At 62.3% G+C, this 12467-nt stretch carries 8 protein-coding genes; 2 read left to right on the top strand and 6 right to left on the bottom strand.

All coding sequences use genetic code 11. The features are described 5' to 3' along the window. Positions 1 to 410 precede the first annotated feature (410 nt). Positions 411 to 3806 carry a hypothetical protein gene (locus tag DWA01_RS12270; protein ID WP_114286132.1) on the bottom strand — a complete coding sequence of 1132 codons (3396 nt, stop codon included), beginning with the start codon at positions 3804 to 3806 and terminating at the stop codon, positions 411 to 413. A gap of 163 nt (positions 3807 to 3969) precedes the next feature. Between DWA01_RS12270 and DWA01_RS12275 the strand changes: the two genes are divergently transcribed. Both DWA01_RS12275 and DWA01_RS12280 read left to right on the top strand, forming a co-directional pair. After that, the gene (locus DWA01_RS12275) at positions 3970 to 4752 is read left to right on the top strand and encodes an SIMPL domain-containing protein (protein WP_114286133.1); all 783 of its coding nucleotides are present in this window, start codon (positions 3970 to 3972) and stop codon (positions 4750 to 4752) included. A gap of 212 nt (positions 4753 to 4964) precedes the next feature. Further along, complete coding sequence (locus DWA01_RS12280) at positions 4965 to 5327, top strand: GFA family protein (RefSeq protein ID WP_160116040.1); 363 nt, start codon at positions 4965 to 4967, stop codon at positions 5325 to 5327. A gap of 178 nt (positions 5328 to 5505) precedes the next feature. Here DWA01_RS12280 and DWA01_RS12285 read toward each other — a convergent pair whose 3' ends face one another. The 5 genes from DWA01_RS12285 to DWA01_RS24035 form a co-directional block, all read right to left on the bottom strand. Then, a complete protein-coding gene (locus DWA01_RS12285; RefSeq protein ID WP_114286135.1) occupies positions 5506 to 6783 on the bottom strand; it encodes an O-acetylhomoserine aminocarboxypropyltransferase/cysteine synthase family protein in 1278 nt (425 codons plus the stop codon). Between the two features lie 341 nt (positions 6784 to 7124). After that, a complete protein-coding gene (locus DWA01_RS12295; RefSeq protein WP_114286137.1) occupies positions 7125 to 8159 on the bottom strand; it encodes a hypothetical protein in 1035 nt (344 codons plus the stop codon). A 330-nt stretch (positions 8160 to 8489) separates the two neighbouring features. Further along, on the bottom strand, positions 8490 to 10835 hold the full coding sequence (locus tag DWA01_RS12300; RefSeq protein WP_114286138.1) for a methyl-accepting chemotaxis protein: 2346 nt from the start codon (positions 10833 to 10835) through the stop codon (positions 8490 to 8492). A 484-nt stretch (positions 10836 to 11319) separates the two neighbouring features. Further along, complete coding sequence (locus tag DWA01_RS12305) at positions 11320 to 11634, bottom strand: hypothetical protein (protein WP_114286139.1); 315 nt, start codon at positions 11632 to 11634, stop codon at positions 11320 to 11322. 141 nt (positions 11635 to 11775) lie between these two features. Continuing rightward, complete coding sequence (locus DWA01_RS24035; protein ID WP_419187001.1) at positions 11776 to 12234, bottom strand: HNH endonuclease; 459 nt, start codon at positions 12232 to 12234, stop codon at positions 11776 to 11778. Between the last annotated feature and the right edge of the window lie 233 nt (positions 12235 to 12467).

Genomic DNA, 12467 nt, shown 5'->3' on the forward strand with positions numbered 1-12467 from the left:
TGCCTGGTGTCGCACCGTGCCGGGAGAGCCAGGGAGAGGGCTGAGGATATGGAGAGGACCAGGGCGGGCGGTGGTCTGCTTTGCACGCCGCTCTTTTTGCCTGGCGCGTCGGCGCTGGTGTCTTGGGCGTGCGTTCAGCGGGCGTGTTGTTTCAGCTGTTCCGCAACGGTTGCGGCACCGCAGCTGTGGGGGCGCGGGCTGGCAGTGGCCGGCAGTGGCGTGCAATGCGGGCAAAACGTCCTGGGACGTGGCTGGCAGACACCCCGGAACAAAAAAATGAAGCGGAGCCGGGCGGGCAGTGGTGACGCCAGATTGCCGGCCGCTCATTGCCGCCCGGCGGCGTGGCCATGGTGTTTTGGCGGGCGTTCAGGGGCGTGTTGTTTCAGCTGCAGCGCTTCATCTGCGGCGGGTCAGCCGCGGCCCAGCGATGTGAGCACCACTTCGCGGCTGCGTTTGACATAACGCAGCTCGGATTCAGAGATCGCGGTGACGCGGCCGCCGTCCAGCTTGTCGCCGATTTTCACTTCGACAAAGCCGCCGTTTTTCAATCGCAGCAAGGCGCGGCGTTTGCCGTTGGGGCCAAACACTCCGATCAGGTTCAGCTGACGCAGGTTGATGCCGTCTTCCACGGTGGCCTGGCGCGCCACCGACGCTTTGCTCGGGATCACCACCCTGGGAGCGGCGGCCGCAGCTGCTGCAGCAGCTGCGGTGCGGAGACGCTGGTCTTTGGCGCGCTGCGCTGCACGCTCTGCGGCTTGCTCAGCGGCCGCGAGCACTTTGGCGGCTTTTTCGCCAAAGCCTTTGGGCCGGGCCCTCGGCATCAGGGATGTGCTCAGCACCGGCGCGGTGGCAGCACTGTCGCTGCCCCCGGTTGCCGCCAGGGCCAGCTGAATTTCCCGGGCGACGGCCTGGGCTGATTGCGGGCGCAGACGCGGGGTGGTGGTCGCGATTTCATTCATGGTGACGCCGCCGAGCCGGGCTTTTTCACTGGCCTCCAGCAGCGTGGTGGGGCGCAGTCGCGGCTGGGTGGCGGCCAGCGCCAGAAGCATCGGTAACTCATCGGTGCTGGCGGTGGGGTTGGTGGCAATGGCCCGGGCTGCAAGCACGCTGCCAGGGCGCAAAAGCGCCGCCGTGGCGGGCCGGCCGGTGAAGACGCGCACGCCTTCCGGGGACAGCGCCCCCTCCGCCGTGGCCCGCACCAGGCCGCGCGCATCAAGGTCAAACTCTGCGCCGGCCGGGGCAGGGGAGGCGATTTCACCTGGCGTATCATCCAGATCAGCGGCCCCCATCTCCGGCAAGGCAATGGCGTCCTGCGGTTGGATCACCGGATCGACTGAGGCGACATAAATCTGCTCAAGCCCGGTGATGTCTTTTGGTTGCGCAATGCCGGGCGCGCGGGCGGTGATCTCCGCGAGACTGTCTCGCGCCGGCTGGGTGTCACTGTCAGCGGGCGGCAATTGCGCCGTGAGCGCCGCAAGGGTTGCCGGTGTTGTAAGTGTCGCGGGTGCGCTGCCGGTGGCGGGCACTTGTGGCGCCACATCTCCCGAAACTGTCGCCAGTGTCACTGAAGGGGCCGCAATCCCGTTCAGCGCCGGAGCCGGCAGCAGAGGCTCGGATTTTGTGGAAACGGACAGCGGTGTTTCAGCCGGCGCAGAACCGGGTGTTTCTGTGCCTGAGAGGTCGGTGCCGGGTGCCGCAGAGGCGGTGCGCGCCGCATCGGGCAGTTCCCGGGTATCGCTACCTGGTGTGCCGGGAGCGGTTATCGCTGCGGCGCGCGATGCGGCGACCGGCGCCAGGTCGCCGGACAGCGTGGCAGTGGCGGCAGGGTCCGGGGCCCTTTCCGGAGCGGCAAGCACGGCCACTTCGATCGGCGAGTCGGGGGTGGGCAGCGCCGACTGCCCCGGCGTGCCAGCGGTGCCGGCATTGTCAGGCGCGCCATCATAAAAGGTCACCGCCCATAGCGCGATGGCCCCCAGCAAAAGGATCCCCCCAAAGGTCAGCAGCAGGCCGACCAGACGGGATTTGCCCACCAGTGGTTGTTTTTGGCGGCGGGCCCCGAAAACGGTCAGTTCTTCTTCACCGGTGCCAGCAGAACTGCGCGCCCCAGAAAAGCGGTTGTCGGCGCTGAGCGGGCCTTTGCCACCGGTGGGGCCTTTGGAGATGGCGGACGGGCTCACTGCACCCGCTCGGGCCGCCCCGGGGACGGGCGCCTGCGGATCAGCGGTCTCGGAGGTCTGCACCAAGGTTGGGGCGCTGGCAGCGGGCGGCGCGGGCTGTGTCGCAGCGGCGGGTTGGGCCGCGCTGACCTCTGCCAGGGTTGGCACATCGACCGGACCAGGCAGGGATTTTATCGCAGCGACAGCAGTACTACCACCTGTGCCTGTGTTGGGGGCAGTGCTGCTCTGATGCGCTTCGGTGCTGGGGCTGGTCTGCGCCGGCTGGCCGGCATCTGTGTGCCCGGCACCGTCATCTTCCGCAGGGATGTCGGGCGCGTTGACCGGGACATGCAGTGTTTCCGCATGGCGCGCAGCCTCGCCTGCCGATGCGCCTGAAGTCTCCGGGTTGATATTTTCCAGATGCAGGCGGGGGGCATTGACGGCGCTGTCAGCGCCTGGCTGTGTCGCGGAACCGGGCGCGGTTGCCGTGCCGGTGGCGCCACTCTCTGCGTCGGCGTTCTTGTCGCGTCGCGACGCAAAAGTGGCTTTGCCTTCAGGCTGCGCCACCGGCGCGCCCGACGTAGCGGTTGCCGGGGCCACCAGATCCAGCTCATTGGCAAACAGGTTTTCAATGGCGTCAGGCTCCGCTTCGGGGGCGGCGTCAGAAACCAGCGCTGCGGTCTCAGCGTTCTGTGCAACCTGCGCCGGAGCCTCAGCATCTTCCGGGACCGCCGCAGCCAGAGACAGCGTAGCGGTGCCACTGCTGGCGCCCTGGTCCCGGACCTCCGCGGGCATATCGTCAGACAGGGGGGCGGGCATATCAGCCGGCTCACCGGCAGCCGTGTCGGCGGCGATAGCTTCGGGTGCTTCCGGGATCACAGCCGGGGTTTCGGCGTCAGGTCTGGTGCTGGAGACGGCGGCGGGTATTGCGGCAGTTTCTGCGGTGTTTTCGGCGGCAGGTTCAATAACGGTTCCGGCTGCGGTCTGCGCGACTGTCCCGGGGGAGATCTCAGGCAAAGGCTCCGCGCCGGACCCGGTGTCGGGCGCAGCATCGGTGGCCGCATCGGACGTGGTTTCATCTGCAGTCGCGGCTGGGGCAATTTCCTCGCCGAACACCCGCATCAGCTGATTGTCCGGCACCAGTGCATCCCCTTCGGCCAACAGGGTCGCGGCCAGGGTGGAGGTGCCAAAAAACATTTCGCGGTCAAAGCCGTGCGCCTCAGGGCTGGCCACAAAGGACACCGGGTTAAACCGGTACTGGTTGGCAAAACTCTCGGCCTCAGCAAGCGTTTCCCTGGCGCAGGCGGCAACAAACAGCGTGTGCCCGTCCGAGCAGTAATCCCAGACCAGATCATCCAGCGGGTAAGGCGTGCCGCCGTCAAGGAAGCTGCGTACCGCCGCAGCACACTCCTCTTCCGCGCCGCCGGGGTCGGGCAGTTCCCGGTACAGTATCTGACTGTCGGGGATGATCAGTTTGCAGCTCAGCCCGGAGGGCGACATGGCGGTGGCGGTGCTGCGCAGCATGGCGAGCTGATCGTCCAGATCAGCCGCCTGTGGCGACACATGGCCGACAGGGTGCCAGCCGGCCTTGCCCCGGTGCAAAAGCGTGATGCGGTCTTGTCTGAGGCGAAGCGCGAAATTGGGTTGCATTCTGGTCTCTGGCAAATGTTTTTCAAAGGTTTGAAGCCTTTGGCCTGTTGCACCAAGCCTATAACAAAATCAGTGCTGAGGAAAAGAAAAAGCCGCGCGCGGATGTTGCGACCGGCGTATCTTCGCCCCATCTGTAATACGGGCCAGGCGCAAGGGAGACTGTATGTGGGTTCAGGCAAGGGTGGAGGCCGCCCGGATCAGGGCAGGGCTGAAGTGCAAAACCATAACAACCAGGCTGACGGCCAGACTGAGATCCGGGCTGGCGGTGCTGGTGGTGGCCACCGCAGGAGGCGCAGCGTTTGTCGGGGCTGTGGGGCTGGCGGCGCCGCTTTGGGCCGGCGAGATTTCGGTCACCGCAACCGGGGAAATCCTGGTGGCGCCGGATATGGCCGTGATCAGCCTTGCGGTGCGCCAGCGCGATAAATCCGCCCGCGGCGCCAGCGAGGCCAGCGCAGAGGCGATGCGCCGGATCCTGGCGCGCCTGCAACAAGACGGTGTGGCACCAGAACAGATGCAAAGCAGCGGGCTGAGCCTGACGCCGCTCTATTCGCGGGATGCAAACCGCGAAGTCACCGGATTTGAAGCGCGTATGGCGCTGAATGTCGAGATCCTCGACCTGGCCCGGATGGGCGCGGTGCTCGATGGGGTTCTTGCAGAGGGCGTAAATGAATTCAATGGGTTGCGCTTTGCGCTGGTCGACGCGAGCGGGCCGCGTGATGCGGCGCGGGTGCAGGCGGTGCGGCTGGCGCAGGCGCGCGCGGCGCTGTTGTCTGACGCGGCCGGGCTGCGGCTGGGGCCGTTGCAACAGATCACCGACGCCGGATCCGCCGGCGGGCCGCAACCGATGCTGCGCATGATGCAGACAGAGGCCGGCGCGCTGCCTGTTGCGGCGGGCCAGATCCGCTTTGCCGCCACGGTGATAATGATCTGGCAGACCAGTGAATAGGGCTGCGACACGGTCCCCGGACGGCCGGGTCCGGCGGACAGCAGCCCGGTTCTGACCTGTTCCGGGGTGGGATGCGCCCCGTGTCGTCAGCTTGGCGGACCCGGCGGGGATAAACAAGTTGCCGCAGGGTTTCTGCGTCGCTCTGTTTACAACTTATTGGGGAGCTGACTTAATTCATTCCAATCAGTGTTATGTCTGGGGGAAGGAATTCAATGAGCATCAGCGGCAGTTGTCATTGCGGAAATATATCGTTTGAGGCCCGTCACGCGCCGGAATTTCTGGTGGCGTGTAACTGTTCTCTTTGCCGGCGTCTGGGTGCGTTGCGGACACATTCGGCGACGGTAAACGTGACGATCCTGCGCTCGGGCGGCGCCACACGCCCCTATGTCTGGGGCGACAGGACGCGCGAGTTTCACAGCTGTGAAAACTGTGGCTGCGTCACCCATTGGGAAAATCTGCAGCCAGAGAAACGCGATGTGATTGCGGTCAATATGCGTCTGGCCAGGCCAGATGTGATGGCAGGCCTGCCGGTGCGCAATTTTGACGGTGCCGACAGCGGAGAATTTATCGACTGACCGGTGATCGGTGACCGGGCGACCCGGCGGTCTGGTAACCGGTTGCCCTGGTGAGAGGGTGCCCCGGTCTTCGGGCGTTTCTGTGGACCGGATGCGAGCCGGGGCACTACCAGATATGGCGGTGCCCCGGACGTTCATGCGGGTGTTTGCAGGCCCACGGGCCTTTACACGTTGGCGGTTACACGATGGCCTGATCGAGATCGGCAATCAGATCATCCGCGTCTTCAATGCCGATCGAGAGCCGCACCAGGTTGGGCGCGGCGCCGGCGGCAACCAGCTGGTCTGCGTCCAGCTGCCTGTGGGTGGTCGAGGCCGGGTGAATGATCAGCGAGCGCGCATCGCCCAGATTGGCGACATGGGAAAACAGCTTCAGCCCTTCCACCAGTTTGATACAGCCCTCATAGCCCGATTTCAGCGACACGGTGAACAGGGCACCGGCGCCTTTGGGACAGATGCGGGCTTCGCGGTCCTTATAGGGCGAGCTGTCGAGCCCGGCCCAGGTCACGGCTTCCACGCGGTGATCTTTTTCCAGCCAGCGCGCTACTTTGCCCGCATTGGCGACGTGTTTTTCCATCCGCAGCGACAGCGTTTCGATCCCCATCAGCGTATAATGCGCCCCTTGGGGGTTCATGGTCATGCCCAGATCACGCAGCCCGATGGCAATGCCGTGAAACGTAAAGGCCAGTGCACCGAATGTGTCATGGAAGTTCAGCCCGTGATAGGCGGGTTCCGGCTGGCTGAGCGAGGGGAACTTGTCGTTCTGGGACCAGTCAAACTTGCCGCTGTCGATCACCGCGCCGCCGGTCACCGTGCCGTTGCCGGTCAGGTATTTGGTGGTCGAATGCACCACCAGGGTGGCGCCATGTTCAAACGGTTTGCACAGGTAGGGTGTCGCAGTGGTATTGTCGACGATCAGCGGAATGCCAGCGCCGTCTGCAATTTCAGCAATGGCATCGAGATCGGTGATATAGCCGCCGGGGTTGGCGATGGTTTCACAGAAAATCGCCCGTGTATTGTCGTCAATCGCCACTTTGACCGCGTCCAGGTCGTCGAAATCGACAAAGGTTGCGCTCCAGCCAAAACGTTTGAAGGTCTGGCTGAACTGGGTCAGGGTGCCGCCATAGGCGCGGGTGCTGGCCACAATGTTCAGGCCTGGCCCCATCAGCGGGAACAGCGCCATGATCTGCGCCGCGTGACCGGACGAACAGCAGACGCCGCCGGCGCCGCCTTCCAGTGCGGTGATGCGGTTCTGCAGCGCCGCCACCGTCGGGTTGGTCAGCCGAGAATAGATATAGCCGACCTCCTGCAGATTAAACAGTTTTGCCGCATGGTCCGCATCGCGGAACGCATAGGCGGTGGTCTGGTAAATCGGCACCTGACGGGCGCCGGTGGCGGGATCAGGCTCGGTGCCGGCATGGATTTGCAGCGTGTCAAAGCCCAGGGGCGTGTCGGTCATAATACTCTCCGTTTCAATCGTTGCGCAGAGGTTAGGCCAGCTGCGCGACAACAACAACGGATGATTTTTCTGACCGGTTTTCCCGTGGAAATCAGGGACATATGCTTTCCAGCACCCGAAATCTGTCGCCGGAATTCTGCGGCATCGGCTCAAAACGGGAAATCCTCCCGCCCAGAACCGCCGCTTGTCTGTGGGGCTTGCCGGGCGCGATGTCCGTCAAGATCACCGCGCGGCTGCGCACCAGAAATCCGCGCCGATATCTGCGTCGTTGCCCCCGGGCAGGGTGAAACACCGGGATGGAAGTGACGGGCCGCACAGGTTTCCCGGAATGATTTTGCGTTTCAGCGCATCCAGAGATTGGCTTTTTTGATCTTGTTGCGGATCATCTGTTCGCGGCTGGGCAGGTGGTCGCGGTCAAACATATCGCGCACTTTCTGGCCCCGGTCCTGAAAGACCATACGCTTGATCGGCTCGTATTCTTTCAGCACTTTTTTGATCTTATTGGGCGCGGCGACCTGGCGCAGCACATCGACCACATGGTCGTTTTCCCGCGCGTAAAGCAGCGGGAATACCCGGTAATGACAGGATATATCTCCGTCCAGCGTGTTGTCGGGCAAGGTGTGCCGCCCACCACCAAAAGAATGGATCACCAGCGGTAATACGATCTGGTCAAGCCAGGGGTAAAGCGCCTGACAGGCCAGCTCGCGCGGTGCATTGTCGCGGATTTCCAGCGCGTAATGCAGAAAACGTGCGCCAAATTCATGCGGACAGCGGTGGAAAAACCAGCCGGCGTTGAAATAAAGGTAGCGCGCCCAGTATTCATCCGGCTGTGAGGGGTCCAGTGAGCTGTCAAAATCCAGCCCGAAGCGGTCATAGAGCGATTTCCAGATCGCGGCGTATCCGGGTCCGTAAAGCGGCGGCTCAGGCCAGGTGTCTTCACGCCGCATGGAGGCCGAGGGCCGGTCAAAATCAAAGGCAACCTCGCTGAGCTTGCCGGTGATCAGCGTGTCACTGTCAAAAAACACAAAGGGCTCGCCCTTGGGCAGGGCCATCAACGCTTCGATCTTGTTGCCATTCGGGTAGGAACTGCCAAAGTGCCGGTTTTCAAACGGCAGGATCACCGCGCCAAGCGTTTCCAGCGCCTCTCGCACGGCCGGATTGCGCATGGTCGGGTCCGTTTCCCAATGCGGGCCGGGCTGGGGCTCGGCAACATAAAGCGTGCCGGCAAAATCCGGATCCGAGTGGCGCAGTGAGGCGGCAAAAAGAACAGCCTCATACATCAGCCGCCCCTGTTGGCCGATGATGAGAATATTAAATTTTTGGTCGGCCGGTGTCGGGCCTTTGTGGGTTTGGCCTGGCTGTGTCTGGCTGCTCATGTGATCCGCCCGTCGAGGGATATTTTTCGCCCAGTATAGGCAGGTTGCGGCGACAGGTAAGTCCCTGCGTCACAGGCGGCGATGGCAACAGGCGCCTGATGCATTTTCACAGCATTCTTTCAGTTGAGCTTCCGGCCTCCGGATTAAGCGCCGGCCCCGCTGTCTTTCCTGACCGGTGCGGCTCTTGTCCCGGCGCCGCTGCGTTTGACCCTGATCCTGTACCAGCACACGGCATATGGGCGGCGCAGGTGCCGGGCGAAATGCGTTCCCCGCTGAGGTTCTGACAGGGTCGCTGCCACCGGGGCGGCGCCGGGCGGTTTTGAAACCGCATTAACCGGTGGCCAGTTTGTCCCAACCCTCTTCTGAAGCCGTCACAGGGCGTGGGCCTGCGGCGGCGCTGCCGCGGCGGCCTGGCACTTGTTTGCCGAGATCAAACGCCGCGATCACCTGGGCCAGGCTTTGTGTCTCAGCCTGTAATATTTTGCTGGCGGCGGTGGACTGCTCAAACATGGCGGCGTTTTGCTGCGTGGCCTGCTCCAGCTCATTGGTGGCGGTATTGATCGAGGAGATCGCAGAGGATTGTTCGCGGGCGGAGGTCGAGATTTCCTCCATCCGTTCCGATATGTCCTGGACGCCATCAGAAATGGAGTGGATGGCGGTGCCGGCCTGACCGACCAGGCGCACGCCGCTTTCCACATGTTTGCCACTCAGATCAATAAAACCGGAAATTTCTTTGGCGGCCTTGGCGGAGCGGGCGGCCAGTTCGCGCACCTCCGCAGCAACAACCGCAAAGCCTTTGCCGGCTTCCCCCGCGCGCGCCGCTTCGATGCCGGCGTTCAGCGCCAGCAGATTGGTCTGAAAGGCGATGTCATCAATCAGGCCAATGATTTTACTGATCGCAGACGAGGATTTCTGCAGCTGCCGCATGGCGTCCACCGCGTCGCTGACAATGCCGGTGCTGGCCTGGGCCTCGGCCTGAATTTTTGTCACTGCGGCGTTGGCCTCCACCACGGTCTTCGCTGTCAGGTTGACCGAAGTGGTCAGCTCTTCGATTGCGGTTGCGGTCTCTTCCAGGGTGGCGGCGTTCAATTCAGTTCGTTTTGCCAGATCATAGGAAGCGGAGACGATTTCACCGGTGGACCCATTGATCGAGCCGGAGCTTTCGTCAATGCGGCTGACCATGGCGCTCAGGCTTTCAGAGGTGGCATTGACCGCGACGCGGATCTCGTCAAATACACCCTCAAAATTGTCTTCCATCCGGTGGGAGAGCCTGCCCTGACACAGGGCGGCCAGGGCGGTTTTGATCTCCTGCAGCCCGCGGTTGGTGATTTCGCTGATCTGGTTCAACCCGTCACAGAGTTCGGCATAAATACCGTCCTTGCCCTCCGTGTGCAGGCGCCTGCTGAAATCGCCTTTGGCGCAGGCGGCAATAACGCTGGTAATCTCCGCGGCGGCCCGTTGTTCCCGCGCCCGCAAAGCCTGTTGCTGGCAGCGGTGTTCTTCAGCCTCAGATTGTTCCTTTTCCCGCGCGCGTCGCGCCGACGCGTCAGAACGCTTGCGCTCGCGCAGGTCGCGCTGCTCGGTTTCGACCTGTTTTGAATCGATAATATGTTGGCGGAACACCTGAAACGCTTCTGATATTTTGATGATTTCACTGTAGTGGGACCGGGGTGGGGCAATGTCGGTATTGCCCGCGGCCAGCTGCTGGATCGCGGTGCTGGTTTGTTGCAGCGGCAGCGAAATTCTCCGGGCCAGAGTCCGGATGCGGTGCACAAAAATGGCGATGGTCGCAAGCACCGTCAGCAGCGAAGTCACCAGGATGATCCGGCCGATGCGGGTGTTGCGCAGATGGGCCTCTTCCCTCAGGGTGCTGACCTCGGATTTGATCAGCTCAAACGTGGGTTCGGCCCGTGCAAAACTTTTGGACACCGCCACGCGGAGCTCGCGTTCTTCAACAGTGGCGGCGGCAAAGGCGTCAAAGGCTGCCTTATAGGTGTCTAGTTGCAGAAAGACTGTTTTCCGGAGCTCAGCAGAGGCAAAATAAGGGTCGGGGAAGGCGCGGAATTCGCGGATACGGGCGGCCAGCTGTTCGGCGTATTTGGGATCTGCCCGCAGCACAAAATCTTTTTCGTGCCGCCGCATCATCAGCATTTTGATCTGCGGTTCAGGCAGGTTCAGAGGCGTCAGGGTCTGCTCAATCGTGCGCGCGGCGGCGCGCAGCTGCCCGTTGAGCCCTGTGTCTGCTGTGAGACCCAGCGCCTGATCTGCCTGGCTCATTCTGCGGAAATCCTCCTGGTATTGCGCAATCGCCGCGCGCAAAACGTCGATTTCCTCTGTGCCGGATTTCCGCTCTGTGGCGCTGGCGTCGTGTCCGGCGAGACCTGTCTCAAGCCGGTCAAGATCCGCAAGCAGGGTGTCCATCGCCGCCATATGACGTTTGAGATATTTGGCGTCTTTGCGCAGTAAAAAATCCTTCTCCGACCGGCGCGCACGCAGAAATCCGACTTCAATGCGATCCACGGTTGCTGTCAGTTCTATAGTGGCTTCTGTCTGACTTTCCGCCCGGGCGTCGAGCCCCATTTTGACACTGAAAATTCCGGTAATGAACAACAGCGACACGGTCGCAAATATGACCAGGCCGAGCAATTCACGGCGCACAGTAATTGGTTTCAACATTGAAACACCTTTCACACAAATACACGCAACATGGTTAATGAGATTTGGTGAAGCCCCGGTGAATTTTGGCGGCGGGTCTGGCGGTGCAGCCGGTAAACCCGCCTTGTTTTATGAGCGATTTGCGAATTGAAACGCGGCGCGGGCGGGCAGCCTGCTTGCGGCTGAAGGGCCGGGAGCCGGGATATTGGTAACGACTTCAAGGACGCGGGTCGCGCGCAGACGCGGAATTCTGTCATCGGGCGAGGCGTGCCGGAAAGCGGATAATTTTAGACATCTTTTCGCGTTCAGGTTGATCCAAACGCCTTTTCCGCTGCCGGCGCGCATGCGTCAGGCCGCAAGGTTTCAGAGGCGCCAGAGCCCGGAGCGGGACAGGCGCAGCGCCCCGCGACCGGTGCTCCCGGGTTCAGAACTGCACAGACACCGGTGCGCACCGGTCAGCGGAAACGGCAGCCGCGCGCGCGGTTTTCACAGAACTGCGTGCGGATCAGTCCAGCACCCGGAACACCTGCCAGTGTGTTGAGCCGGACACGATCACTTCGCTCATGCGCTTGCCCCATTCCGCATGCATCTTGATGCCGGCGATCTTGTCAAAAAACTCCTGGAGTTCGCCGAGACCGCTGATCTGAAACTCGATCTGAACCTCGGATTCCCGCGCCCCGACAGAGCCGGTGAGCATGCGCGCCGTGTCCATATCCAGATCGGTCTGGGCGCCGATCTGTTCATCCCACTCTTTGCTGAGCCGGATCGCCTCTTCTTTCTGCCCAAAAACCGCCTGAAAGTGCCAACGTGCAATCATCATGTCAAATCCCTCCATTCATCAAAAACAGGGGGACAGGCTACACCCGACGCGCGTTTGTGCAAAATGGGCGGCGCGCGGGGCGGGGCGGGGCAGATTTGCGAGCCACGGATGGCAGCGCATCTACCCGGTGGATCAGCCCGTTCAACTTGCGTTTTTCTGCCGCGTAGGGGCGATGAAACCGTGCCATTTACCCACGAGGAGCCGGCCTCTGACCCTGAGTCCGTAGCGGTCTGAGGAGAGCGGAGATTTGGCGAGGTGGCGGGTCCGATTACAGAACAAACAGGCGGCGACGATGTTGTCTGCGCCGTCGTGGCCGCCGTCGCATCTGGCGACAAGATGTTCTGCAGTGCACTGGAGCCGTGCGGCAAAGCGGGCTGACAGACGATGGATCTTACAAAATGCGATCCCGTCTTTCACCCACATTGGCTGACGGCAATAATAACAAAGCCCCTTCTGCGCAGCGTATTTGGTACTCCGGAGTTTGGTTAGTTTCTGTCCCATAGACCTGTCCTTAGTTTCGAGTTCATTCGAAACGGACGCACAGCGGCAGGTTCTGCCGCCCCTCAATCGGAAGCTGTTGCTTGTGCCAGACGACATCATGAGATGTCACTCCGCAGTCTTTCAACGGCAGATCACCCGCTTTCGGGCAATCCATACAGGTGCCATTATTGGCACCCAGGCGTCTTATGATAAGGCGCCTCCTCAGACGCAGGGTAACAGTTTCTGGCAGGAAAATCAAAACGGTGCTGCTGCGGTGCTTGCCCGGCCAGGCAGGGCGGGGGGCAGGAGGCACGCGGGGTTTCGCGCGGAGGGCACAGGCTGGCCCTTATACA

It is taken from the genome of Candidatus Halocynthiibacter alkanivorans, assembly GCF_003333265.1.
Lineage (GTDB): Bacteria > Pseudomonadota > Alphaproteobacteria > Rhodobacterales > Rhodobacteraceae > Halocyntiibacter_A > Halocyntiibacter_A alkanivorans.